The following is a 26503-nucleotide window of genomic DNA, read 5'->3' on the forward strand; positions in this document are numbered from 1 at the left end:
GGAATCGGGAATCGGGAATCGGGAATCGGGAATCGGGAATCGGGAATCGGGCATTAGGCAGAGGATGAATGACTAATGACTAATGACTAATGACTAATGACTAATGACTAATGACTAATGACTAATGACTAATGACTAATGACTAATGACTAATGACTAATGACTAATGACGAATTTATCAAAAATTTAAAAATGGGAAAAACTGGAGTAACGTTTTACGTATACGAAGTAAGAAAATCTGTTCCCGAATTTTGGGGTCTAGTTTTGGGGGCGGGGCAAGTTGGAGCTGCGCTTGTAATTGAATATATTCGGCAGCTGTTAGGGATTTTCCATCAATAGGCGATCGCGCTTCTATGATAATCTTAGTGCGTAATATTTCTTCTGGTGTATCCTCTGGTGGTGGTAATGCTATTACTGCTGAACGCCAAGAGCTACTCAACACAAAAAAGGTTCCACTAATCAAAATTAAGCTCAATAATTTTATTGTCTTTATTGCTTTAACTCTCCCCATCTCCTGAACTGCGTTCACAACGCAGGATGAAAATCTGTTTTTTCCATTCTCCATTCCCCATTCCCTAGTCCCCAGTCCCCAGTCCCCATTCCCCATTCCCAAAGTTAAAAATTTTCCCAATAAAAATCTGGCAATATCAAGGGGCATCACCAGGTCTCTTCTGATACGGAATAGACTACAGGGAATGCCCAAGAGCAATTGCCAGTGATCGCGATGAATTGTTTTGCCCTCTGAAAACTCAGGAGTCTAAGCCATTGCAAACACCAAACCAGGGAAGTACTTTGCCCACAAGATGGCTTAGATTTACAGAACTCAACTCCCTTGGACTTGGAATAAAGTTCGGTCAGGCGAGGATTTTAGGCGGACACATGGTTGAGGAGGTAATCCTCATCACCAGTGTCCTATACTTGCTGCCCTACTTAGCTGATATTCGAGCAAACTCTAGGCTCTGATACACCAAGAGAAAAATACAGGTTTTTACGTGAACCTAATGTAATTCAAGCTATCTGGTGACGAGCGTTGTTACTAAGCTGTTTTGGGCATGATTTAAACTAAAGCTGATTGATGCCTTATCAAGGAGTAGCAGTGGGACTAGCAGTGGGAGTAATAGCGGGAGTAACTGCGGGAGTAGCAGCAGGTGCATCAGTTGGTTCACCTGTAGCAGCCGGGGTACTAGTACCGCCACCACCAGCATCACCACCGCCTTCACAGGCTCCGAGAATTGTAGCCAAACTTAAGATTACAGCCAAACCAAAGATTTTTGTTTTCATAACTCCTCTTTCACCAATTGTGGCTAGAACAATTTTTCGCCTGTTGAATACGATACCGTATTTATTGCTTTTTTTTTAATGCTACGAGATTACATACTAAAAAAAACAATCCTTTGGGGTATTGTTTTTCGGATTAGGTATCATACAGCCATCTGATTAGTTTCTCTTAACTCAGGAGCAAAACGGAAATTAGCAAATTTTCTAACAAACCGAGCTATTATAGCAAAAAATTTATTTTTTCCGGAGTATTGCACCTTCCTGCCCAGCGTTGCCATACTTTAGGTGCGATATCTAAAGGCAAGCTGTCCAGTTGCTAATCGCTGATTGCAAAATTGCAATATCTATAGGACTTACGCAAAAGTACACGCGCTCAGGGGCAATTCATGAATTGCCCCTACGTGAAATAAGGGTCTCGGCTCGGCTATTGTTTGCGTAAGTCCTGATCTAGACGAGAGAGCATCCCAAATGTGTAAGTTATATCAAAACCACGTTATGAATTGTCATTGCGTTCGCCCAAGGCGTACCCTGCGCGAACACTACGCTACCGCTTCATACCCTTCTCTTCTTAGGCCGCGCCAACGGGAACGCCAGGGGCGAACGCAATGACAAACACCTTCGTGCAAAATTGGGATGCTCCCTCTAGACGATGCAATTGGTATAGCTATCTATCAGAACAGTTAAAAGGGTGTAGTCTGTTATGTGTGCTTGTTGCACAGAAGGCGATTTTAACTAAGCAAAAACAGACAATTAAGACAATCAATCTAAAGTACAGTATTTCCCATCTAAAAAAAATTATGGTAGTTGCTCGTAAATCTGCTGTTTCTACAAGAGGTACTTGGTTCCGGCGAGATTCTATCCTTTCTTTAGGGAGGCGACGTTCTGCACGGATAGAATCAGCAGCACAAAGCCCTTCAACACCCCCTGCCCAAGCTGCACCAGTATCCTCTCAAAGACGACAGCGTTCCTCGAAAAATCTAGCGGTTTCTCCCACAAATAAAGCAGTTACGCCCAAATCGGTGAAAGAGGTGGGTAGACAACAAGTGCTAAATCTCAATGAGCAGTCGAGTGCAAACCAGAAAACTCCGGGGGTAGATTTTCTTCGTTTTCCCACAATGCCTAATTCTGGAGCAGCACCTTTGTGGTTGCTACGCTTGTACACCTTTCACCGTTATTCGTCAGTTTTGGCGTTCTTGTTAGTAGCATCGACACTTGCTGTTTATGGGTGGACGGTATATTCGCAAGAGCTTTGGAGTAAGTCATATCGCAGACTGCAAAACCTCCAACGTCATGAGCGGCTACTAACGACAACCAACGCGACGCTGACAAATAAATTTGCCCAGGAAGCAGAACAACCAACAGCAGGGCTGGTATCGCCGACTCCTCAAGGGATGATTTTCTTGCCTCCAGCATCTCATAGTCCTAAGCCAGCATCATCTAACACAACGCCAAATTCTGAAACGCAACAGCAAACACTCTCGCCACTGGGGTATTAAGGTTAAGAGTCATTGGTCATTGGTTACTTGTACTGAGCGTAGTCGTTGGCGCAGCCTAAGAAGAGAAGTATTGGTCATTAGTTTCAGACAAAACTTAGAGGTCTGAGTGTCGGTTTTAGGTGATGATGCCAACTCCAAGGAGGAACAGAACTTAAAAGACCAAGGACGAGAGACGAAGGACAAATGACTAATGACAAATGACAAAGGACAAACCCAATGCAAAAATCACCAAGCAGAACAAAATTCACAAAGTTTCGCAATCCAGCATTTAAAAGGCGACAGAAGGGTTCTAAAGCAGGGTTGTTGGGGACATTTGCCTCTAATATCCAAGACCAAACATCCAGCACCAAGTCTCGAATGTTCATAGTATGGGGCATATTAATGGCAGCAGGATTGGGGTTGGGTGTCAAATTGTATAATCTACAAATTGTCAAGGGGCCAAAGTTAACAGAGCAGGCGCGAAACCAGCAAATGGTGAATTTGCGACCTTTTATGCCCCGTCGTCCGGTGGTAGATCGCAATAGTAATCTGTTGGCGATTGACCGTCCTGTATATACTTTGTACGCTCATCCCAAGCTGTTTGATAAGTCTAATGAAGAGATGGCAGGGCGACTTACCCTAATATTGGCAAAAGATACTGCTGAATTGGTAAAAACTTTTCAAAGCAAAAGAAGCGGAATTATACTTGCCCCAGCCCTCCCGGAAGAAATTATCGATCGCGTCATCTCTTTGCGCTTAAATGGCTTAGAGTGGGCTGAAAAATATTCCCGATATTATCCGCCAGACGATTTGGTTTCTGACGTGGTGGGCTACGTGAATGTTGACCGCCGTGGTCAAGCAGGTGTGGAATACTCTCAAGAAAAGTTGCTAGAACGTCCTGTGCAAACGGTGCGGCTCAGTCGGTCGGGTGATGGGGCCTTGATGCCTGATCATGCCCCTGAAGGTTTTTTGCATTTTGATGATTTGCGACTGCAACTCACTATTGATAGCCGTCTGCAACGAATTGCCCGCGTTGCGCTTAAACAACAGATGGAAAAGTTTGACGCCAAACGTGGGGCAGTAATTGTGATGGATGCATTAGATGGTTCCTTACTCGCCCTTGTTTCTCAGCCTACTTATAACCCTAATGAATACTCTAAAGCTAATATCTCGCTATTTAAAAACTGGACGGTGGCGGATCTTTATGAACCGGGATCGACTTTTAAACCTTTGAATGTAGCGATCGCTCTGGAAAATGGCGTCATCAAAGCAGATGATATGTTTAATGACTCCGGTTCTATTAGAGTAGCTAATTACACCATCAAAAATGCGATGAATAATGGGTATGGGCGAATCAGCATCGCTCAGATTTTGCAATATTCCAGCAACATTGGCATGGTGCAAATTATCCAACGCTTAAAGCCTTCAATCTACTACAACTGGCTAGAACGCTTGGGGCTAGGACAAAAAGTTGATACAGATTTACCTTTTGAAGTTGGTGGTCGGCTCAAAAGTCAAGAAGAATTTATTGCTTCGCCAATTGAACCAGCTACTACTTCCTTTGGGCAAGGCTTTTCTATGACACCGTTACAGCTAGTGCAAATGCACGGTGCTTTAGCCAATGGCGGTAAGTTAGTTACACCCCATGTAGTTCGAGGGCTAATTGATAGCAAAGGGCAAACGCATGATTCACCTACTCGCACCATCCCCCGCCAAATTTTCTCAGCCGCAACAACCAAAAAGGTTGTGGAAATGATGGAAACTGTTGTTAATGAAGGCAGTGGGAAGGCGTCACAAATTCCGGGATATCGCATTGCTGGTAAAACTGGTACAGCCCAAAAAGCTAGTCCTAATGGTGGATATATCAAGGGTGCTAGAATGACCAGCTTCGTGGCTATTTTGCCAGTAGAATCTCCTCGGTATGTAGTGTTCGCACTGGTGGATGAACCAAAAGGAGAAAGTGCTTATGGTTCTACTGTCGCCGCCCCAATTGTGAAGTCGGTAATCGAAGCACTCATTCCTCTTGAGGAGATTCCGCCAAGTAAGGCGATTGAGCAGCAGAAGGAAGCGCCGTAGGCAGGGGGCAGGGGGCACAGAAGAGTCGAGTTAAAAGACTCATTAACGGAGTTAAAAGACTCGTTGGCGAGTACTAAAGACTCATTCACGAGTATCAAAGACTCGTTGGCGAGTATTAAAGACTCGTTGGCGAGTAAGTGGTTACGCAAAGTTATTTATGTCATTGCGAACGAAGTGAAGCAATCCAAAGCCCTTGCGATTGCTTCGTTTCGCTTCGCTCCACTCGCAATGACAAATGTATATTTAATTTTGCACAACTACTTATTAAAGACTCATTCACGAGTATCAAAGACTTGTTGGCGAGTATTAAAGACTCATTCACGAGTATCAAAGACTCGTTGGCGAGTATCAAAGACTCGTTCCCAAATTTTAATTTCTACCAAATTACAGTTATACCGTTTCTCTGTGAAGCTGTACCCATATTTACCCCCCGCCTTCGGCTTCCCCCCAAAGCATCGGGGGGACTACAGGGGGGTCGAATTAAGCGCATCTTTATATAGAATTGGTATTAGAAATCATTCCTCTCTGCTCCCCCTGCTCCCTGCCCCCTGCCCCCTGCCCCTTTTCCTGTGTTCCCCTAGACTTAATTTTTCTTTATAACCAGGGAAAGAGGTACAGAAAGCTACTCGTGTGGGAAGTTAAGTATTAGAGGTGAAAGTAATTTCTCACTTTTCCAATGCTACCGAAGATTCCATGCAAAGCAATTTAGTTATATTTCCTAACGCTGGGGCTGCGAAAAAGAGTACGCAAACAGAAGAAAGAACAATTACCAAGTACGATCGTGCTGAGGAGCAATTTATAGAACTGCTAGCAATGGAGGATTTGGATCATCATCTAGATGTAAAACCTGCAATAGCTAGTGAGTTTGAACAGGCGCTCTCAAAGGCAATTCGCGCTGCCTATAAAAACGATCGCTCTGATGAACAGGCTCACCGTTTTCTGCAACGCATACTTTATCGAATTAATCGGCTAAAGCTGTTTTGGTACGACGATTTGCGACACTATACTAATGAGCGATCGCTTTACTTGTGCTCATGTCGTGACCAAATTGAAGCTGCTTGGCAAAAGTGGGAACTGGCACAAATCGATGTGGCTGCACTGCAACAATTAGATGTAAAACAAGCGCTAATTGAGCGCACATCTACCGATTTAAATCCGCCTTTGTCGGAGAGTAGCCGCTACATTCGTGAGGAAATGACTGAATCTGGCTATCGTCACCTGCTAGCGATCGGCTCTTTTGATGGCTTGGTTGAAGCTAGTCATCTTTCCCGCATTTTGGGTGGTGTTGCTAATGAAGTGCAGTGTACACTGATGCGAGTACTAATAGAAGAATACGGCAATGGTCGTTTATCTCGCAAGCACTCTACATTTTTTGCCCAAATGCTTGCTGAGTTTGGAATGAACACTGAACCAGAGGCATATTTAGATTTAGTACCTTGGGAAGTATTAGCTTCTACTAATCATAACTTTCTGGTGACTGAGCGCAAACGCTATTTTCTGCGTTATAGCGGCGGTTTAACCTATTTTGAAGTGGCTGGCCCTGCGGTTTACAAAAATTATATGGTGGTGGCACAACGACTCGGACTCTCAGAAGTAGCGGTGGGTTATTGGGAACTACACATCAGGGAAGATGAACGCCACGGCCGTTGGATGTTAGATGATGTAGCTTTGCCATTAGCAGAACGATATCCCAATGATGCATGGGAATTAGTACTTGGGTACGACCAACAGAAACTCATGAGCGATCGCGCCGGTGCTGCTGTTGTGCGGTCAATACGTGAAGCAAAACAATCCGCCTGACTCATCTAAGAAATCTAAAAAATTAGAAATTAAAAAATGGCAGATTTTTTCTGACGTTTATAATTTCACATTTCTAAATTATTGTATCGCTAATCTACCTACAATCCAATTTCTTTAGTGAGGACTTCTTTACTAAAAGAAGGGTTATTTATTTCCTTGATATTAAGGTATTAAATAACCCAATACGGTTGGGTTAAGCATTTTCTTCTCTCTGTTTACTCTGCGCCTCTGCGGTTCGTAAAACAAATGGACGTTGATAATGAGTTTTAACCTTAACCCAAGCGTATTGTTAAATAACCTCCTTTTACATTGATTATACCTTACACATTGAAGTGCAGTCAAATGAAAGATATCTTTTTTTGTCCTGAAGAATCTAATTTTTACTCAAACTGTTTAGAAAATTTTGTTTTCAGAAATTGTAAAAATTACGAATCTATTGTGGAGTTTGGCTCAGGAGATGGCAGCCCTGTAATTAATTCCTTATTAAGAAATAACTTTGATGGCGTAATCCAAGGATTTGAATTAAATACCTCTGCATGGAAAGTTGCAAATTCAACTATCGATGAATATAATCTCACTAATAAATACATAATCCATAATTCATCTTTGTTTAATTCTTCTCAACCCGATGCCGAGTATCTTGTAGCCAATCCGCCCTATCTTCCTGCACCAGATAATGATATTTATATGCCACTCTTATTTGGGGGCGTAGATGGAGCCACAGTTACCAACGATCTTTTATCGTTAGGTTATGAAAATGTGTTGGTTTTAATATCTAGTTTTTCTAATCCAACAAGTACGCTGAACCTAGCCAAAGAAAATGGATATTGTGTTCAAAATTTCATGGTGTTACCTTTACAGTTCGGCTACTATAGCTCTGATCCCAAGGTAAAAAACCACATAGAAGAACTCCGAAAAAACAACATGGCATTTTATTCTGGCGATTATTATTTTTTAGCTGGCGTTTTATTTAACAAATGCCAGGATTCTGTAGTTGATTTATCTAATCAATTGGCTCAGGTTATGACTAGTTTGTGAAAATCGAGAACAACTTACCAATGCTGTCTCTAGGAACTAGCAAATTTTTATAAATTTCAACCGCCTATGTATATAGCGGTTCCCATTCAGATGCAGTACAACATTACATCACCAGGTGTAGGGGCAATTCATGAATTGCCCCTACATACAGCGTTCAATTTGGCGTAAGTCCTAATAATTCTAAATTAGTAAATACAGATTAAATAAATCCGTATTCTCAAGTAATCGCTTTGTTTACCTGAAGTTTTTGTTGTATGACTGCATTGCTAGAGTGAGGTTGGCGCTTGAGTGCTGCAAATAAAGTTACAACAGCACCGAACGACAAAATAGGAAAGCCTGAAATTGGTTCAGGTACAGAGACAGATGAGGTTGGCGTCAAGAGGAAGGCGCGTAATTCACCATTAACTGCACCACGACCGACAATTTGTCCCTTATTATTAATGGCAGATGCTGCTGTCAAGGTAAAACCAGCGTCTAAACCAGGAGCAATCAGGTCATTTAAGTCGTACAGAGTGTTATCACTATAAAGAAAAGCCCGCAAACCATTGCCATCTGCTGCAAAAAAGTTACCATTAGCGCCAGAAAACCCGACTGCTTGACCTAAATTATTGATTCCCGCACCAACACTGAACAAATCTGTAGGACGTAACCTACCGAGGTCTTGGATTCCCGTGCTGGAACTGTACAGAAAAGCACGACCATCATCTACTCCAGTGAATCCAGAACTACCTACCACTTGTCCTAAGTCATTAATATCATTTGCTACGCTGTACTGGTCAACTGGCAAAGCTCCCAAATTAGTAGTTTGGCCGTTTTGGTACAGAAAACCTGTGTTTGAACCGAGAAAGCCTACTACTTGTCCCAAGTTATTTAAACCGTAGGCAACATTATCAGGAGTTCCTATGCTGGTTACTATACCATCACTGTATAAAAAAGGGCCAAGTCCGCTTCCTCCCCCTACTATTTGGGTGCGATCGTTAATGGCATAAGGAATAGCGTTTCGGATAGAGAGGGGTTGGGTGATGCCATTGCTGTATAGGAAAGGGTTATTTCCAGTAAAGTTATTACTACTAACCGAATTACCAACTACTTGCCCCAAGTTATTGATACCAGTTACTGAAAGTTGATTATCGCCAGGCAACGGACTAATTTTTTTAAGTGAACCATTGCTGTAAAAAAAAGAACTCGCAAAAGAATTAATCGCTACCTCACCTGAGTCATTGATGTCTGTAGCGTAACTGAATGCTTCTCCTGTAAGATTGCCTAAGTCAGTAACTGAGTATAGAGATGCCGCCAATGCCGACTTGGATGCAGTAAGACTGATTGCAGTCAAGGTTATTGCTGTTATACAAAATTTCCACTTAAGTAAAAGCATGTGACTTTTCCGTAATTTTTTATTACCCTACTAAATTACCACTGAACAGTAAAGTGAAAACCTGCCGTATCTAAGTAGTCGCTAAATACGCCATCAACACCTAAGCTAAAAAATAGTTCATATTCGCCTTGGGGATTTCCTTGAAAGTCCAGTGGCAAAAAACAGTCTTCATTACGGAAAGTCCAGACATGAACCAGCAAACCAGCCGCATGAGCATCGATGACTAAAGATTAGGACTTACGCAAAAACCCTCTCAAACTCTCATTTCTCCGTGACGCGCCAGTTGCTGTCATAGCGGGAACGCGCTTGAGCGAACAAGTCTCTTAACCGCAAGGGCGCACTGGCTTCTCTGCACCGCGCCAGTTGCTTCAAGTCTCTTAACCGCAAGGGCGCACTGGCTTCTCTGTGGTTCGTTTTCCGTTACCCGTGCGTAAGTCCTAAAGATGTTGGCGATCGCAATTTACCACTGCTGTCTCTAGGAACCAGCAAATTTTTATGAATACCAACCGCTTGTGCATATTTAGCAATTTCTTCTAAACCTGATGCAGTTGCTAAATCTGCATAAGTGCGTTCATTGCGACTAAGTATAAAATCATCAGGTTTACCACTGTTATTCAGCAATTGCATCAAAGGGAAATCTGTTTTTGTAGAATAATAATGTTGCCAAGGTATTAAAGTTTCGCGGAACACCAACACACAAGATTAAGCAAAGGGTAGATACTGCACTTACAACTTTTGGCTGTGAACACCTGGCAAATCAGTCAGCTGGTTCTCTGTCCGGTGGTGAAGCCAAACGGGTTTGTATTGCCTGCGGTTTAGTTGCTGATTCCGAATTGCTGCTTTTGATGGAGAATTGTTTGTGACGCGGCTGAATTTAACGACGAAGCCAAGGTAGGATTTTGGTTAGAATAATCCAGAAAACAAGGCTGGCGATCGCACCTGTGCCAATACTGTACCAAAAAGCTTGTGTTTGGTAGAAAGGAATATCTTTAGGTGGGGTTTGTTGAGCGACAATGACAGAGGATGCAATCTGGCTTGTTGCTAGTCCAATACCTACAATAGCAATAGTAGTGTTGAGGTTGCGATCGCGCTGTGCTTGCTGTTCCTCCACTTCTGCTTGGTGTATCTCCACCATGCCGCGAATTGTAGCGGTCAAGTTTTCTAATATTGCTAATCCCGGATTTAGACTAAGATAGTCTTTTTCTAATTGTACCTGGTATTTGTCTTTGACTATCTTGCTGAATTCTTCTAAAAATTTATCGGTTGGAAAAATTTCCTTACAGTATTTTTCGTAGTTACGCTCATTAACTTCAACTGTGTGCTGTTGAGTTTGCAGGAGGTTTATATCTTGCACGTAATTAAATATAGTATTAATGTTTTTTTGCAATTCGCTTTTTAGCTCTTGCAATCCTTTGGTTGATAAACTTTCTAAATTCTTTTGGTTTATTAAACTATGCTTATATTTCTCCAACAGCCTTAATTTTAGTTCCCGTCCCTGTTCATAAGCCCAAAGGATTTTATGTCTACAGTAAAACAAGTATCTCCATGCGTTATAATAACCACTAGCCTTTTGAAATGTAAGTTCATCAGGATAGAAAACAATTATTACATGACTGTCTTTTTCAATTTTTTCCCAACGCCCTTCACCACGCCACATTTCATAGACTTTAGCGCCTAAAAATTCTCCTAAGTTTTGATGTTGGTGTCCTTGTGGAATTAAGGCTTTGTAAGCTTGATGAGCGTTTTCTTCAGAAATTGGGTTATTAGCTGGGGCTGTCCAGCCTGATATCATCCAAGTTTGTCCTAAATAGCCATTTTCTGAAAGTCTTCCAGGTGCTAAATGTCCAATTTTTGGTAAAAGGGCTAAATCTTTGATTTGAGTTAACGTCTGCTCAATATTAGATAATTCAACTTGCTGATCTACAGAGCAACTATAGCGTAGGCAGTTAGTATCATCAAAATTTGCTTGACTATAAGAACCATCAACAGCAGTTGAAATTGTGTTCCAAAAATCAAGGCGTTGTCGATCTTCGTCGTTGGTTTTAGTTGAGAATCCCTTTTGTTTAAGTTGTTCTGCAAGCTTTGACCAATAATCTTGCGTATTACTTGAACCATCTGCAAGATTATAAATGAATAAGTCTAGGGTGGGATACTCTATTTTACACATTAAGAATTTTTTGGGATAATTTCTGATTTGTGCTTCTTAGCTTCAACGCTAGAATCAGAAGCTTTCAAAATTGCGATCGCAATATTAATAAGAGTATCTGAGGGTATTGCGATCGCAATATTGGTAATAGAATTTGCGTGTATTCTATCTTGAATCTGCTGATCGGGTTGCTCAAATCTGTTGAGTTCTTGATGTCTATATAGCTTCTGAATATCTCTTCGCGCCTTATGGTAAAACGCCTTAAGACAGTCGTTTTCTGCCAATTCTTTCAATCGCTTAAGAACATCATCATTTTGTGCGTTTGCAAGCATTTCACCAACTTTATTGATTTCGTGCTGTAAATCTGTTGGTAAAGGAGAATCTAATTCTACCAAAGCTATTAAAAAGGCGCGAAGGGTGATTCTTTGTAGTGCGTCAAGCATAGAGGGGGAGTGGGAAAACAAGGGGGAATAAGGTTTAACTGATTTTGTCTGAGTAATTATAGCTACTTATATCTTGGGAAAAAACAAAATGTTGTAGGCGCGAACGGCGTTCGCCCCAGAGTTGGGTGTGCTTTTACCCTGTTGTACTTGGTTTACCAGTTAAAATAAAGCTAGCCCAATAATAAGGATGAGCATAAGGAAGTTCGGGAGGTTCGGTAGATTCCTTCTTCTTTGTGTCATATTCTTCCATGTTTTCCGCTTCCGTGTTCAGAAACTGTCCCGATTCGGATTCATTTAATTCCATCGCCAAGTCTCTATACCACTTAGCTAAATCTTTATAGGTTGACTGACGTAGCCAATCTTTTGCTTGTCTCAGTGCTATGGTAGGGGTTTGTCTTTGCTTGAGTAACTGGTAAAATCTAATTATGAGTAAAGCAGTGGAACGTTCATCGACTCTCCACAGACTACTAACAACGTGGTTTGCTCCCTTGGCAAGAAACCCACTTACTAAACCAACATATTCATCGATTATCCTCTCTTTGCTAAATTCCTGGCTAGTGACCCCAGTTTCGCAAGCAGAAAGACAAATTAGTTGATACTTTCGTAAGTCTAATTCTAGACACTCAAAAATGTTACCCAAAGTCAATTTCTCTTTGTCTGTTAACTCCAAAGCTGATTCTGTCGGGTTTTCAAAACTGTGATAGCCATGTCCTGTGAAGTGAAAGTAACCTTCATACTTTTTTAAAGCTTCGAGCAAGTTAGTTTTTGTTTCAGGCGGGTCTGGCAATTTACCATACCATCGATATAGGTGGTAAAGAGCAGCAGATTGAATTTGTGTAAAGGGAAAGTCCTTTAAAGGCGTTTCTATATTCAGAAGTTTTTGGCTATCAGTATTTTCGCTGTTTGATGTCCATTCCAACAACTGCAAGCCAATCTGAAAACTTGGTAAGTAAGTAATGATAAAATCTTTCTCGTTAAATAAGTAATCTAGGGGTAATAGGTGTAATTCCCGGTGGGGAATGAGAATCAAGTTATCAACATCTTGGAGATTTTCTTGAACAATGCGCTTAATTTGTAGAATTTCACCAAGAGTTTTCAACCTAGATTTCATATTTTTCCGCCAAGGAGTCGTTTCTTTATCTGTGTCAGAAACATTACAGTAATCCTGATAAGACTTTTTCCATTGCTGCATCCAGCGTTCAAAACGCTGAAGCTGATAAAGATGAGAGCGAGATCCCTGTTGTGATTCTCTTGGTAATTGTGGTGACAGGATTTTTAGGGGTTCATTATGTTCATTATCTTTGATAATAAAAGTAGTAATAGCAATAGGGCTGAGATGCCAGTAAATTGCCGCAGTTTTGGGATTAAGTAGTTTTTTCGTCTGTTCAAAGCCAAACTTGGTAGGCGGTTGATAAATTGAACCTTTCTTCAGCCAAGCAAGGCAAGTATTTTTACGTGTCTCTGCTATTTCTAAAGCTTCTATGTGTTTCTCTAGAACATTTGACTGTGCAAGGTTATCTACCCGCATTTGATTAAAAGCCGCAAATTTGCTGTCTAGCTCTATTCTCTTTTGCTCTAATTTGGGTTCTCTCAGCAATTTTTCTAACAACTGAGTCCCTTCCTCCAACTTTCTCTGGAATTCTTCAGAGTTATCCAATGAATATACTTTCAGCAATTCTTGCAAGACTTGCAAGTGTTCCTCCGGAAACTTATCAAATGTCAGGAACTTAAAGGCTTCTTCATAGCTTTTTTTTGCTTGAGATAAATCTGAGAAAAGACTTGGTAGTTGCATTATGTAATCTTGCAACTGTTTCAATTTTTCAGGATACAATTTGCTGCTACTTCCTCGAGCGCCAGGTGTTAGTTTATGCACCGAAGTTTTTACAGCAGCTTGCTTATTTAGAGCAGATATGCTTGCTAAACCCTGATTATCATTCCAAGCTTCCCACCACTGAGGATCTATACAGTTAAGAGCGCGATTATAAAATTCAATGGCTTCTGTATCTCGCTTTAACTTAACGAGTACATTTCCTTTGTTAACCAAAGCTTCATGCTTATCTGGTTTTAATTCAATGGCTTTGTCGTAGGATGCAATAGCTTCTTCGTCGCGTCCCCAATTCCCCAGCACAATCCCCCGGTAGTACCAAGCGTTATTGTCGTCTGGTTTAAATTTCAGTCCTTGGTCATAAGATGCAACAGCTGCTTCGTAGCGTCCCAAATTCGAGAGCGCATACCCCTTGTTGTACCAAGCCCAATCGAAGTCTGGTTTTAATTTAATGGCTTGCTCAAAAGATGCAACAGCTTCTTCGTAGCGTTCCAAATTCCCCAGCACAATCCCTCGGTAGAAGAACCAAATCCAATCTAAGTCTGGTTTAGTTTTCAGTGCTTGGTCGGAAAATGCGAGCGCTTCTTCGTAGCGTTCCAAATTTCCCAGCATCATCCCCCGGACGAGCCAAGCCCAATCGTCGTCTGGTTTAAATTTCAGTGCTTGATCGAAAGATGCAACAGCTTCTTCGTAGCGTCGCAAAGACACCAGCACAATCCCTCGGTTGTACCAAGCCTCATCAAAGTCTGGTTTAAATTCAATGGCTTTGTCGTAAGATTCTATTGCTTCTTCGTAGCGTCCCAAATACCCCAGCATAATCCCTCGGTTGTACCAAGCCTCATCAAAGTCTGGTTTAAATTTCAGTGCTTGGTCAAAAGATGCAATCGCTTCTTCGTACAAAGCAAACGCACCTAATTTTTGAAACCCTTGCTGTACAAGGATATTGACGAAAAAACAGGCTAACTTTAAAAACGCCAAAACCCCTGCTATTAAAGGATTCTTATACTTTAGATGCGTTTGCCCTGCTTTTTTGTAGCGTCCCAAATTCGAGAGCGCAACCCCCCGGTTGTGCCAAGCCCAATCGAAGTCTGGTTTAAATTCAATGGCTTTGTCGTAAGATTCTATTGCTTCTTCGTTGCGTCCCAAATTCGAGAGCGCAACCCCCCGGTTGTACCAAGCCCAATCGAAGTCTGGTTTAAATTCAATGGCTTTGTCGTAAGATTCTATTGCTTCTTCGTAGCGTCCCAAATTCCAGAGCGCACTCCCCCGGTTGTACCAAGCCCAATCGAAGTCTGGTTTAAATTCAATGGCTTTGTCGTAAGATTCTATTGCTTCTTCGTTGCGTCCCAAATTCGAGAGCGCAATCCCCCGGTTGTTCCAAGCCCAATCGAAGTCTGGTTTAAATTTAATGGCTTTGTCGTAAGATTCTATTGCTTCTTCATAGCGTTGTAATTCATTTAATGCAATTCCTCTACCTTGCCAGTCTTCAGAATCTTGGGGGGTAAGTGCGATCGCTCGATCCAAATCTGCTTGTGCTTGCTGCGCTTGGTCAATTTTTTGGTAAGCCAATCCTCGCCATACTAGCGCCAAAATGTAGTTTGGCTTAATTCTCAAAGCTTGGTTCAGATATTCAATGGACTCGTGGTATTGTTCCAGATGATAACAAGTCAGACCCAACCCATAACTTACTTGGGGGTTTTGCGGTTCCAGTACAGCAGCTTGCTGAAAAATCTGTAAAGCTGCTTGGTACTCTCCCCGATCAAGTTGGTTGTGTCCTTGCTCTAGTAAACTTGCTACGCTAGGATTTGGCATTATTACCCAAAGTCCAATCAGTTTGATTGATATTATAACTTCTTGGCTGAGTCAGAGACTGTTTATAGCAGGACTTACACAGTATCACCGCATAAGTCCTGTTTATTAAGCAATAGCCTCTTGCTTAGGCTTTCGCATCGGACGCTTGCGATCGCTTCGACGAACACCCCCCGCCATTTTGTACTCATCGCTATTTTTGCCATACTTTGCAGCTACACTGAGTAACATGTGTTCTGTTAGTTGCATCAGCGACTTTTCGGTAACTTCTAAGGCTTCCTGAGTCATATCCACGGTGGAAAGGCTTGAGTTATAAGCTTCCAATTTATCTTGTGTTGTTTTGATAAGGGTTGCAAAGGCGTCAATTGTTACCCCATTCCCTAAGTCTAAGCTGGGACTGATCGATTTCAAAGCCGCAATCCGACGCTGCGCTCTATCAATTACTTTAGACCCGCGTTTTAGACGTGACATAAATCACCTTTCTGTTATTAATAATGCGCCAGGATAAAAACTGACTTCTACCCTAGACTGTACAGCACTAGGATAAACAGAATTAGGGTTACTTGACACCCGCATAATTCAGTATAAATTGACTTATTTACTACAAATATTTAAAATGCTTTTGCGTAAATTCTTGTAGGCTGCCCGAATTCAATAAACGGCTGCCCGAATTCAATAAACGACTACCCGAATTCAATAAACGGCTGCCCGAATTCAATAAACGACTACCCGAATTCAATAAACGACTACCCGAATTCAATAAACGACTACCCGAATTCAATAAACGACTACCCGAATTTAATAAACGACTACCCGAATTCAATAAACGACTACCCGAATTCAATATAGGAACTTATAGCAATCTTATTTGAGTTGTGAAAATTTTTGTTATGGTCGTCCTTGGTCAGTTGTAATTACAAAGGACAAATGACTAATGACATCTTCACGCCTAATTCTATGTAAAAATACTTAAATAACTATTGAAAGGTATAAAAATATACTATATATTCAAATAAGAAAGGCGATCGCAGACTCTTGGCCGAGGGCGATCGCCTTTCATTTAACCCCTACAATTGGAGTCAACTATGATCATGACACAATCAAAAAAGTTCGCCAAATCACAACAAAAGCAGTATTTACCTACCCAAGGCAACAACGCACCCCCTCTGAATTTATCTGACCAAAAGCCATCGCCAAAAAGAGAACCGATTAAACATTTATTGATTGGTTCACCAAAAGCCGTTACCAGCACAATTCACTTGTTGCAAGTTCTCGGCTATGCCAACGTTGGTGATTGGAGTGTCCTACTACCAACAGGTAATCCACATGAAGTCATGAGTATTTTAAGCCGTCAGATTTTGATGCAATAACTCAGTCAAATACTATCTAGTCCCCTCCCCTTATAAAGGGGAGGGTTAGGGTGCAATACAGTTCAGTTAAGCTTTTTTCTCTTAAAAAATATTAATTTAGGTAAGCGGATGACTAGTAATAACATTGAGATTAAGTATGTATCCTTTTGGTATCTCCCTGTTTACTGGTTGTCGCGTATTAGAAGCGTTGGCTCTTAAAAAGACTGATATCAAATCCAGTAATAACAAACTTGGACATTTTTTGTTATTCTCGGTAAGATTATTGCTATGAGTCTATCAAGAGGTAGCAGATGAACGTTTCTTTGACCCCAGAACTGGAAAAGTGGGTGCAATCCAAAGTTGAAAGCGGTATGTATACTTCGGCTTCGGAAGTTATCCGTGAAGGTCTACGGCTGCTCAAGGATCAGGATGCGCTCAAAGCAATACGCCTTGCCGATTTGCGTCGGGAGATACAGCAAGGGATTGATAGCGGAGAATCAACACCTCTAAACATGGATGAAATTATCGAATTGGCAAAACAACAACGGCAACAGAGAGAATCCGCATAATGGCGATAATTCTCAAAAAACCGTTAGCACAAGCTGATTTATTGGATATTTGGAATTTTATTGCTAATGACAGCTTTGAAAAAGCAGATCGGCTTCTACAAAAAATTGACAACCAACTCAAAATGCTGGCATCAAAGCCAGGTATGGGAAGAAAGCGTGATTCCTTAGCGCCAAATCTGCGGAGTTTTCCGGTAGGTAATTATCTAATTTTCTACCGTCCTATAAACCAAGGGATTGAAGTCATTCGTGTTCTACATGGGGCAAGAGACATCCAAAGCCTTTTTGATGATGATGAGTAAGTCGTCAAAAGGGAGTTGTACAGTATTTTGATATGACCAAATAATTACTAATTCGTAATTCGTAATTCGTAATTAAAGGTACAGAGCAACTAACTAACATTTTATGGAGACAAATAAATTTATTCCTCAATTAGGCCCCCGACTTCAGTCGTGGGGTAATAATTACGAATTACGAATTATAAATTACGAATTATTTTGACGGGAATTAGTAGTAATACTGATTTAGTTAAGTGGGGATGAAACAAGAATCTCCCGCTACATCATAATTAGCGGTGAGAGTGTCAATCGCTAGGTATTTTGTAATAAGTCTAATGATCCAGATTAAGCCGGAAGTAAAACGTACAGAAGAACTTCGCCAGTTATTGCAACAAGCAAGCTATGCTTATTACGTTTTAGATGCTCCAATTATGGAGGATGCAGTCTATGACCAACTATATCGAGAATTGCAACAACTGGAAATTCAATATCCAGAATTGGCGACTCCTGATAGTCCGACTGTGCGCGTGGGTGAGAGGCCAGCAACGCAGTTTACCTCGGTGCGGCATAATATCCCCCTCTATAGTTTGGAGAATGCATTTAATATCGATGAATTGCAAGCCTGGGATCAGCGTTGGCGGCGACAAGTACCGAAAATAGACTCGGTGGAATATGTCAGTGAACTGAAAATTGATGGTTCTGCTTTGGCTCTTACCTATCAAAATGGCATTCTAGTTAGGGGTGCAACTAGGGGTGATGGGGTGACGGGTGAAGATATCACCCAAAATGTACGGACAATTCGCTCAATTCCCTTGCGTTTGAATTTTGAAGGGTTAGAAATTCTAGAAAGGGTGGAAGTACGCGGCGAGGCGTTTTTACCGTTGGAAGTATTTAAACAAATTAACCAGGAAAGACAAAAAGCAGGTGAGCAATTATTTGCCAATCCCCGTAATGCCGCAGCTGGTACACTCAGGCAACTAGACTCGCGCATTGTCGCTAAACGGTGGTTAGATTTCTTTGGCTACACCTTGCACATTCCTGGTAGAGATGACGCCAGTATTGCCAATACCCAATGGGAAGCATTGGAGTTATTAGAAAAGATGGGTTTTCGAGTCAACCCCAACCATAAACTGTGTGCCTCGATCGCAGAAGTGGCAAAATATTATGAATACTGGGATACGGAACGGCTGAATTTACCCTACATGACTGATGGGGTAGTAGTAAAGCTGAGTTCTTTTAAACTTCAAGAACAGCTAGGGTTTACGCAAAAATTCCCTCGCTGGGCGATCGCTTTGAAATACCCAGCCGAAGAAGCACCCACTCGTGTAGAAAATATTGCTGTAAATGTCGGACGAACGGGGGCGTTAACGCCGTTAGCAGAAATGCGCCCGGTGCAACTGGCGGGAACAACAGTTTCTCGCGCTACTTTACACAACAGCGATCGCATTACTCAATTAGACATTCGCATTGGCGATACTGTGATCGTCCGCAAAGCTGGGGAAATCATCCCAGAGGTGCTGAGGGTACTAAAAGAACTCCGTCCCCCTGACACTGAACCTTTCGTTATGCCCACCCATTGCCCAGTCTGTGGTCAACCAGTGGTGCGAGAATTAGGTGAGGCGGTGACTCGCTGCGTCAATGCTTCCTGTGCAGCGATTCTTAAAGGTTCCATTGAACATTGGGTAAGTCGTGATGCTTTGGATATTAAAGGCTTGGGGGAAAAGCTCGTGCATCAACTCGTTGATAAAGGTTTGGTGCATTCTGTTGCCGATTTGTATGAGTTGACAGAAAGCAAATTGTGTGCATTAGAAAGGATGGGGAAAAAGTCGGCTGAGAAATTGGTAGATGCGATCGCTCAATCGAAAAACCAACCTTGGTCAAGGGTATTGTATGGTTTAGGCATCCGTCACGTTGGCAGTGTGAATGCCCAATTGTTGACTCAGAAATATTTCACTGTAGAGCAGTTAGCTACAGCAAAGCAATCAGATATTGAAGGAATTTACGGTATCGGTGCTGAAATTGCCCAATCTGTGTACCAGTGGTTTCGGATTGATGCCAACCAAAAGTTAATAGAACGCTTACAAGCAGAAGGATTGCAATTAGCTGCCGCAGAGGAAACAAAAATAGTTGGTGATGGTAATCAAAAGTTCGCAGGTAAAACTTTTGTAATTACGGGAACATTGCCAACCTTAAAGCGAGATGAAGCGAAGGCTTTGATTCAAAAAGCTGGTGGGAAAGTGACTGAATCAGTGAGTAAAAAAACAGATTATTTGGTAGTAGGAGAAGATGCAGGTTCTAAATTAGAAAAAGCGCTTTCCTTGGGAATTACGCAATTAAGCGAGCCGCAGTTGTTGGAGATGTTTGAGGATTGATGCATATCTGGTCAACCCGTCAGACTTATTAATTGTTAACGTTTATTAAGCTTGGCTTCAGCCTTGATCCTCCCTAACCCTCTTTTTAAGGCTACCGTGTATACACAAGTCTTGTCGCAGCCATATCTTTATTAATAAATTAATAAATCTCGCACTGCGTTACTATCCCGCCTCGGAATAAATTCCGAGTCTCATAGCTGAACTTTAGTTCTGGGCGGGAGTCGGTGAGTATGACAGTTTAACTCTGACAAAAATGTGGGTAAAAGAGTTGAAACGTATGTGGACAGCACTTGTGTATACACCGTAGCTTTTTAAGGAGGGAATTAGAGCAAGCCTAAAAAAGGGAGTCAATCTGTTGTCCAGAGTTTTTTGTAGGAAGATCCCGTAGTGTGCAGAGGTTTCGGCAGTCTAAAATATGATATTTTATACTACTGCAAATCTATCGACTTAAGGTATAATAGTTTTCAGCTGCGATCGCTTCCTTTGGTATGTAGTCATTAACTGCAAGCAACATACCAAAAGAAACGGACGAGTGCGAAGAGTGCCCTATAGATCAAACTATGGAGAATTCACATGAGCAACAAACACATTGAAGTCAAACAGGTAGCCGGTTTCATCGGTGCCGAAATCAGTGGCGTAGACCTTTCACGTCCCTTGCACGATGATGCAGTCAAAGAAATTCGTCAAGCACTATTGAAGTGGAAAGTCGTGTTCTTTCGCGGTCAGAACATCGATCATGCTGCACAGGTTGCTTTCACGGCTCGTTTTGGCGAAGTTACCTACGCGCATCCCCACGAAGATGAGCCAATTGAAGGCTTCTCAGAAATACTGCCGATTGACCGCAGCCGTTACGAACGGCGCAACGGTCTGCGGCGTTCCAGCTACGAGAGCCGTTGGCACACCGATGTGACAGCAGTTGTCAACCCGCCTGCCGCGTCGATTTTGCGTGCGGTTAACGTTCCCAGCTTCGGTGGTGACACACAGTGGACTAACTTAGTCGCAGCCTACGAGGGTCTATCAGCACCTCTGCGATCGCTAGCAGATGGATTGAAAGCCGAACATCGCTTCAATGCGCGTTTGAATCTACCCAGCAATAGCAAGATCGCCCAGCGCATTGCAGCCAATCCCCTAGTTTCAATACATCCAGTCGTCAGGGTTCATCCTGAGACAGGCGAACGAGCATTGTACGTGAATCCTGGCTTCACCTCGCATATTCTTGACGTGTCACGACAAGAGAGCGACCTGCTGCTTGAGTTGTTTTTCAACCAGATCACCAAGCCTGCCTACACCACCCGCTTCCGATGGAACAACGGTGACATTGCCTTCTGGGACAATCGCGCCACCTCGCATTTAGCCCCGCAGGATCTGGATCATCTGGAAGTCGAGCGCGTCCTCTATCGCACCACCATCACGGGTGATGTTCCAGTCGGGCCCGATGGTTTCCGATCGCAAGTAGTTGAAGGTGAAGCATTCAACAGCCAATTACCAACCATCTTGAAGAACAAAGCCGAGAACCTGGAAGCGGAACCAGTGCTTTCGTAAGCTACAGAGTGGTAAGCAAGCGCTGCGGAATATGTCCTACTCTTATAGCAGCAGTTCTCAATTGCATGGAATACAGACCACTCGTAGGGGCACAGCATTGCTGTGTCCTTATCATGTGTTGCATCCATAGACGCATAGCGACTCAATACGGTTCGGATAAAGTTTTTTGATGACACGCCGCTAATCGCAAAGACGCGATAAATCGCCGTCTTTACAATAATCAGTCCTTTGTCTTGACGGCGATTTATCGCGTCTCTTGCCTTAACCGAACCGTATTGCATAGCGACTGCTCTACGAGTTCTCCAACGGAGTACCCGCAGAGTACGAGAACTCCTATTCATAAAGTCTCTAGTAAGGCTATTTCATTCAATAAGGGAGGTTAGCAAGAGTATGAGCGATAAATTTCCTTAAATCAGCGCTTTTTTGCTCTCCATTAACAGTAGGTGGACGATAACCAGAATTAATCTGGATTGCATTGTTATATTTCTCACGAATTTTACCAATACCTTGATAATATTGATAGCGGTGCCTGCGGCTGGCAAAGCCAACGCCTTCGACTCTGGAACCCTAGTAGATCATTTACCCTAAAAATTGTTAAAGGAAAATTTGGAGCTTTATTAAATAAAATCAATGTCTGAACAAAAGCCCGTAAGCCCGTGGAACTACAAACCTTGGTGGTGTCAGCCCTGGTCTATAGTTCTCACAGGTGTAACACTGATTAGTGGTAGCTGGTTACTATTTAAAACTATCTGGCTAACAGTTCTCGTCTCCATCCCTGTAGTAACGTGGATGGGATTTTTTGTGTTGTTTTGGCCACAACTAATAATTCGCAGTGGGATTTCGGAGTCGTATAAGGACTAATTCGATTGACACTCTCCGGGCTGAAGCCACGGAGATTCTTGGATCTATGACAGAACTTAGCTATTTCAGGGTTTCCCCAGACTGAGTAGAGGTTTGTTGTTTGGAACGCGGTGCGACTACACCGCGCCCTCAATCCCTCTCCGATATATTGGAGAGGGAAGCTAGATAATTGATGAAGTTTTGTATTTTATTTAATTCACGTTCCTAAGCAGATCACTAGAATCCATAAAGAGCTAGATCGAGAGTACCTGCTGAAGTTGGAGAATAAGCGATATCTAGAGAAACACTAGCTTCTATCGTCTGAGTACCACCAAGTATAGGAGTTGTACTACCTGCTGCAAAAGCTTTATCTGCTGCTAGATTAAACACCAAAGGAGATGGGCTAGGATTGCTAGCTGAGTCAATATCAATGTCAATAATCTTTCCGGGGGTTAACTGCAAGGTACTAAAAACAGCCCCAGCCTGAGCTTGGGCGTCTTTAACAGCTTCGCTAAGAACCTGGAGGCGTGCCTGCTGCAATGCTTCGTCTGAGGCAGTGAAGCTTATATCCTGTATTAGATTCGCACCTGCTTGGATAGCTGTGTCAATTGCTGCCCCAGCTTGAACCGTTGGTAACTCAAACTGAAGTGTGTTAAGTCCTTCAAAGCCAGTTAGAGTTTGAGTATTATCTTCAAAGCTATAGACGGGATTTAGTTGAATAGATATAGTTTGAAGTTCTTGCGCCCCAAGCTTTTGCAGCACATCAACTACCGCTGCTGAACGTTGAGCAACTTCTTCTTGAACTTCGGTTGCGGTTTCTCCCTGTACTTGAATCCCCAATTGCACCTCAGTTAAAGTAGTGGGAACGGTGACTTTTCCTTGACCAGTAACTTCCAATATCTGAGGAGTGTTTGGATTAGTGCTACCAGTCAGGGGATCGATGATCGCAAGAGCTTGCTTAATCGCACCTGTGAGATTATCAGTAGCCGAAGCGAGAGTACCTGCTGAATTTGGAGAATAAGCGATATCTAGAGAAACACTAGCTTCTATCGTCTGAGGACTACCAATTATAGGAGTTGTACTACCTGCTGCAAAAGACGTCCTATTTAATGCTTCAAATACCAAAGGAGATGGGCTAGGATTGCTAGCTGAGTTAATATCAATGTCAATAATCTTTCCGGGGGTTAACTGCAAGGTACTAAAAACAGCCCCAGCCTGAGCTTGGGCGTCTTTAACAGCTTCGCTAAGAACCTGGAGGCGTGCCTGCTGCAATGCTTCGTCTGAGGCAGTGAAGCTTATATCCTGTATTAGATTCGCACCTGCTTGGATAGCTGTGTCAATTGCTGCCCCAGCTTGAACCGTTGGTAACTCAAACTGAAGTGTGTTAAGTCCTCTAAAGCCGATTAGGGTTTGAGTATTATCTTCAAAGCTATAGACGGGATTTAGTTGAATAGATGTAGTTTGAAGTTCTTGCGCCCCAAGCTTTTGCAGCACATCAACTACCGCTGCTGAACGTTGAGCAACTTCTTCTTGAACTTCGGTTGAGGTTTTTCCCTGTACTTGAATCCCCAATTGCACCTCAGTTAAAGTAGTGGGAACGGTGACCTCTCCTTGACCAGTAACTTCCAATATCTGAACAGGAGCAGTGTTTGGATTAGTGCTACCAGTCAGAGGAGCGATAATCACAAGAGTTTGATTATCTGTGTTAGCCATCTTATTCTCCTTGCTTAAATAATGATGTTTGAAATCTGTTGATGTTTTAATCTTAGAGGATGTTTGAAAAGTAAGAAAGCCCACTTAACAGTATCCTCTCAGTAGATAAAAATACTTAAGTATGACAGCGTTACCAGAGCCATGAATCCATCATACCCAAGTAACTTGACTTAATAGCAGTGGGAATTGTTAATCGAGACTAATTCTAGCAGCTAAAAAAGGCGGTAAAAAACGCAGTGTTGACATGTCAGCAGTAGTGAATGCAATCTTTTAAGGTCATCTGTGACTTAATATTGCATAACAAATTTGTCGAACTTAAGAGGGTCACAATTGTAGCAATTAAGTCACTATTTCTATCTGGTACGCCAAAACCAAGTGAGTTATTTTGGGGAGCATTCCAAATGTGTAAAAACATATTTTGTCATTGCGTTCGCCCAAGGCGTTCCCGCAGGGTACGTAATGAAATGAAGCGTTCGCAATGACCAAATAATTCGTAATTCGTAATTCGTAATTCGTAATTCATGGTTTCAGAGCCAATAACTTCAGTTATGGAAAATATAGAAATGCTCCGCATCCTCAGTTCAGAGCCAACACATTTATGTATGGGGTATCAATTACGAACTTGTACGCTCGCGTAGCCGAAGTATTACTTTCTTAGTAATTACAAATTGGAGCGAAGCGACTTGACTACCTGCTAACTTGGTAAATTTGCTTGCATTGGGATGCTCCCGTTATTTTGGATAGATAATATATTTATCAGATAGTGGGTGAGTCTTCTTCAGGCAAGATTTCATCTATGCTGAGTACCCACGGTATACCTTTGTCAGCTGGAGGGCTAACAGTAATTCGACCTCTGTTAGTAAATCTTTTTAACATGTCGGTGAATTGGGGAATAGTTATCATGATGTTCTGATAACTTTCTATATCAGGGCAAATCATAATTAACATCAGAATCCCACTATTAATTTTGAAATACCAATGGCAACTTGACAACAAAATGCGTGTGATGCGATCGCTCGCTAAGAAAAAATTTTTTTTCGTTGCTTCTTCGAGTTGTCTGAACAGGATTTCACTCAATTGAATTGTCAGATTGGAAGGCAAATCATCTGGAGATAGGTAGGGCTGAATCATAAGATTTTTGTACCTTTTAAGAAATTAACAAGCTGAGAATTTAGCAGGATTAATATTAGACAAAATCCCAATTTTCATAATTCTTGCTTTTGCGTAACAATCCATTGCAAATCTAACCACAATTTAGGATAAATCTTCTTAATCTGCGATTTGGGATCGTGTAACAAATTTGTAGCATTCACGCAAACAACTTCAACTAGACCCAAATATTCTGCCACTTCTATCAGTAGATTTTTTTCTGCTACTATAGCAGCAATCAGTCTGTCAGGACAGTAAATCCTTATATATTTGGCATGAGGTATACATGCTCCTTTTGATTTAGAATTTAGCACTTTTATATAGCAGTACTGTAGTAATTTCCATGCTCTTGGGTGAGCTTGCTCAATAATCAGAGTAAATTGTTGGGCTAAGTCTTCTTCGGTAATCATTACTCTCTCCATTGTTATTGTGCTAAAAACTATAATTTCATCTCATTTCTGCACAGTAAAGGGGACGCAGCATTGCTAATGCTGTATGCATTTTTCTTTGAGTAAAATTAACAATTTTTAGTTGGGGTAAAATTTACCCATGCGGCAGAATTTGTTGGTAAGTTTTCTACGGCTTTTGTTACTTTCCTATCAAGCATCAAAGCTGAAACCCATTACTAAAACTGTATCAATCGCTGCTTTCAACCAAATTAATTGGTATAAAGCGAAGTTACTAAAAAAAGAATTAAAGCCAGAATAACTCTTGTGCAAGTGGCAGATGAATCAGAGCAAAAATTTTTGCCTGTCGCAATAAAATTGGCGATAGTTATGATATTCTGGTTTTAGAGGGAATCAAGAGTGCGATCGCCACCGGAAAGGGCGGGTACGCCATCGCACAAAATATCTTTGAGGAAAAATGCTATACATTCAAAGATGTGCTTTTGCCTTGGTAGATGCGAGTTAAATCCGCTACGGCTTTTTGAAACTGAGAGATTAAAGCCAATGAAGCAGGATAGTAATCTTCGTAATAACTTGAAGTCAATTAGAACCGGTCTAGGCATGAGCCAGCAAGACTTGGCGAACATCGCTAGTCTTACCCGTCAGACTATTAGTGGTGTAGAGTCAGGGCAATATGCGCCCTCAGTTGCGATTACACTCCGCCTAGCAAAAGCGCTTGGCTGTCAAGTTGAGGATCTATTCTGGCTAGAGCAGGATTTACCTGAAATTGAGGCAGTTCTTATCAAATCTGTTCCTTGTAATCAGCAACTACGAGTGAGTCTAGCTAGGGTTGGGGGACAACCGTGAACCAGGTTCCGGTAGTCGTTTACTTTTGGAACAAACACTTCAACAGGAGCTGACTTTTCCCGTTAAGTCTTGAAAGGCTTACTGATAAAGGATTTAACAAACAGCACAGCATATACGGTAGAGTAATTGAAATCGGGTGCTAAAGGTAACAAGCAATGCTGGACTGGTGGGAGAAG

General features: G+C 42.0%; 22 protein-coding genes and 3 pseudogenes. 12 read left to right on the forward strand and 13 right to left on the reverse strand.

Translation table 11 applies throughout. The features are described from left to right. Positions 1-178: 178 nt before the first annotated feature. Both LC653_RS29190 and LC653_RS29195 read right to left on the reverse strand, forming a co-directional pair. Positions 179-511 (reverse strand): hypothetical protein, encoded by a 333-nt coding sequence (locus LC653_RS29190; protein ID WP_229498161.1) that lies wholly within the window; start codon positions 509-511, stop codon positions 179-181. A gap of 572 nt (positions 512-1083) precedes the next feature. Next, positions 1084-1281 (reverse strand): hypothetical protein, encoded by a 198-nt coding sequence (locus LC653_RS29195; RefSeq protein WP_229498142.1) that lies wholly within the window; start codon positions 1279-1281, stop codon positions 1084-1086. A gap of 602 nt (positions 1282-1883) precedes the next feature. Here LC653_RS29195 and LC653_RS29200 point away from each other — a divergent pair. Next, positions 1884-2774, forward strand: coding sequence for a hypothetical protein (locus LC653_RS29200; protein WP_308189157.1), 891 nt, complete (start codon positions 1884-1886; stop codon positions 2772-2774). An 83-nt stretch (positions 2775-2857) separates the two neighbouring features. On the opposite strand, the gene LC653_RS29205 is transcribed toward LC653_RS29200, so the two are convergent. Further along, positions 2858-3139 (reverse strand): hypothetical protein, encoded by a 282-nt coding sequence (locus tag LC653_RS29205; RefSeq protein ID WP_229498143.1) that lies wholly within the window; start codon positions 3137-3139, stop codon positions 2858-2860. A 16-nt stretch (positions 3140-3155) separates the two neighbouring features. On the opposite strand from LC653_RS29205, the gene LC653_RS29210 reads away from it, so the two are divergent. From LC653_RS29210 to LC653_RS29220, 3 genes are all read left to right on the forward strand, one after another. Next, the gene (locus tag LC653_RS29210; RefSeq protein WP_229498144.1) at positions 3156-4829 is read left to right on the forward strand and encodes a peptidoglycan D,D-transpeptidase FtsI family protein; all 1674 of its coding nucleotides are present in this window, start codon (positions 3156-3158) and stop codon (positions 4827-4829) included. Positions 4830-5522: 693 nt separating this feature from the next. Next, positions 5523-6629, forward strand: a complete 1107-nt coding sequence (locus LC653_RS29215; protein ID WP_229498163.1) for an iron-containing redox enzyme family protein — start codon at positions 5523-5525, stop codon at positions 6627-6629. Between the two features lie 342 nt (positions 6630-6971). After that, positions 6972-7667: a class I SAM-dependent methyltransferase gene (locus tag LC653_RS29220; RefSeq protein ID WP_229498145.1), complete on the forward strand. Its 696-nt coding sequence runs from the start codon at positions 6972-6974 to the stop codon at positions 7665-7667. A gap of 217 nt (positions 7668-7884) precedes the next feature. Here the strand turns inward: LC653_RS29220 and LC653_RS29225 are convergent, their stop codons facing one another. The 3 genes and pseudogenes from LC653_RS29225 to LC653_RS29235 all read right to left on the reverse strand — a co-directional run bounded on the left by LC653_RS29225 (position 7885) and on the right by LC653_RS29235 (position 9669). After that, on the reverse strand, positions 7885-9000 hold the full coding sequence (locus LC653_RS29225) for a DUF3466 family protein (RefSeq protein ID WP_229498146.1): 1116 nt from the start codon (positions 8998-9000) through the stop codon (positions 7885-7887). A 77-nt stretch (positions 9001-9077) separates the two neighbouring features. Continuing rightward, positions 9078-9272 (reverse strand): annotated as a pseudogene (locus LC653_RS29230) (glycerophosphodiester phosphodiesterase family protein); the annotation flags it as partial. Positions 9273-9462: 190 nt separating this feature from the next. Further along, the gene (locus tag LC653_RS29235) at positions 9463-9669 is read right to left on the reverse strand and encodes a PI-PLC domain-containing protein (RefSeq protein WP_372478239.1); all 207 of its coding nucleotides are present in this window, start codon (positions 9667-9669) and stop codon (positions 9463-9465) included. Positions 9670-9740: 71 nt separating this feature from the next. Here LC653_RS29235 and LC653_RS29240 point away from each other — a divergent pair. Beyond that, positions 9741-9905: pseudogene (locus LC653_RS29240) on the forward strand (ATP-binding cassette domain-containing protein); the annotation flags it as partial. Positions 9906-9916: 11 nt separating this feature from the next. Here LC653_RS29240 and LC653_RS29245 read toward each other — a convergent pair. The 4 genes from LC653_RS29245 to LC653_RS29260 all read right to left on the reverse strand — a co-directional run bounded on the left by LC653_RS29245 (position 9917) and on the right by LC653_RS29260 (position 15736). Continuing rightward, a complete protein-coding gene (locus LC653_RS29245; protein WP_229498147.1) occupies positions 9917-11209 on the reverse strand; it encodes a hypothetical protein in 1293 nt (430 codons plus the stop codon). Then, positions 11209-11631: a hypothetical protein gene (locus LC653_RS29250; RefSeq protein ID WP_229498148.1), complete on the reverse strand. Its 423-nt coding sequence runs from the start codon at positions 11629-11631 to the stop codon at positions 11209-11211. The genes LC653_RS29245 and LC653_RS29250 overlap by 1 nt, the downstream gene beginning before the upstream one ends. Positions 11632-11764: 133 nt before the next feature. Next, positions 11765-15268, reverse strand: a complete 3504-nt coding sequence (locus LC653_RS29255) for a CHAT domain-containing protein (RefSeq protein WP_229498149.1) — start codon at positions 15266-15268, stop codon at positions 11765-11767. A 105-nt stretch (positions 15269-15373) separates the two neighbouring features. Further along, entirely contained in the window at positions 15374-15736 is a 363-nt protein-coding gene (locus LC653_RS29260) for a hypothetical protein (RefSeq protein ID WP_229498150.1), read from the reverse strand. Between the two features lie 620 nt (positions 15737-16356). Between LC653_RS29260 and LC653_RS29265 the strand changes: the two genes are divergently transcribed. The 6 genes from LC653_RS29265 to LC653_RS29290 all read left to right on the forward strand — a co-directional run bounded on the left by LC653_RS29265 (position 16357) and on the right by LC653_RS29290 (position 22233). After that, positions 16357-16635 carry a hypothetical protein gene (locus LC653_RS29265; protein WP_229498151.1) on the forward strand — a complete coding sequence of 93 codons (279 nt, stop codon included), beginning with the start codon at positions 16357-16359 and terminating at the stop codon, positions 16633-16635. Positions 16636-16925: 290 nt separating this feature from the next. Further along, positions 16926-17183: a type II toxin-antitoxin system ParD family antitoxin gene (locus LC653_RS29270; protein WP_229498152.1), complete on the forward strand. Its 258-nt coding sequence runs from the start codon at positions 16926-16928 to the stop codon at positions 17181-17183. Further along, a complete protein-coding gene (locus tag LC653_RS29275) occupies positions 17183-17482 on the forward strand; it encodes a type II toxin-antitoxin system RelE/ParE family toxin (RefSeq protein WP_229498153.1) in 300 nt (99 codons plus the stop codon). The genes LC653_RS29270 and LC653_RS29275 overlap by 1 nt, the downstream gene beginning before the upstream one ends. A gap of 311 nt (positions 17483-17793) precedes the next feature. Further along, positions 17794-19830 (forward strand): NAD-dependent DNA ligase LigA, encoded by a 2037-nt coding sequence (gene ligA / locus LC653_RS29280; RefSeq protein WP_229498154.1) that lies wholly within the window; start codon positions 17794-17796, stop codon positions 19828-19830. Positions 19831-20403: 573 nt separating this feature from the next. Continuing rightward, positions 20404-21372: a TauD/TfdA dioxygenase family protein gene (locus LC653_RS29285; RefSeq protein WP_229498155.1), complete on the forward strand. Its 969-nt coding sequence runs from the start codon at positions 20404-20406 to the stop codon at positions 21370-21372. 630 nt (positions 21373-22002) lie between these two features. Next, on the forward strand, positions 22003-22233 hold the full coding sequence (locus tag LC653_RS29290; protein ID WP_229498156.1) for a DUF6737 family protein: 231 nt from the start codon (positions 22003-22005) through the stop codon (positions 22231-22233). Between the two features lie 216 nt (positions 22234-22449). On the opposite strand, the gene LC653_RS29295 is transcribed toward LC653_RS29290, so the two are convergent. The 3 genes from LC653_RS29295 to LC653_RS29305 all read right to left on the reverse strand — a co-directional run bounded on the left by LC653_RS29295 (position 22450) and on the right by LC653_RS29305 (position 25484). After that, positions 22450-23925: an SIMPL domain-containing protein gene (locus LC653_RS29295; protein WP_229498157.1), complete on the reverse strand. Its 1476-nt coding sequence runs from the start codon at positions 23923-23925 to the stop codon at positions 22450-22452. Between the two features lie 756 nt (positions 23926-24681). After that, positions 24682-25056 (reverse strand): hypothetical protein, encoded by a 375-nt coding sequence (locus tag LC653_RS29300; RefSeq protein ID WP_229498158.1) that lies wholly within the window; start codon positions 25054-25056, stop codon positions 24682-24684. A 74-nt stretch (positions 25057-25130) separates the two neighbouring features. Continuing rightward, positions 25131-25484 (reverse strand): hypothetical protein, encoded by a 354-nt coding sequence (locus tag LC653_RS29305; protein ID WP_229498159.1) that lies wholly within the window; start codon positions 25482-25484, stop codon positions 25131-25133. 540 nt (positions 25485-26024) lie between these two features. On the opposite strand from LC653_RS29305, the pseudogene LC653_RS29310 reads away from it, so the two are divergent. Next, a pseudogene (locus LC653_RS29310) lies at positions 26025-26321 on the forward strand (helix-turn-helix transcriptional regulator); the annotation flags it as partial. Between the last annotated feature and the right edge of the window lie 182 nt (positions 26322-26503).

This window comes from Nostoc mirabile CHAB5784 (assembly GCF_020829645.1).
Lineage (GTDB): Bacteria > Cyanobacteriota > Cyanobacteriia > Cyanobacteriales > Nostocaceae > Nostoc > Nostoc mirabile.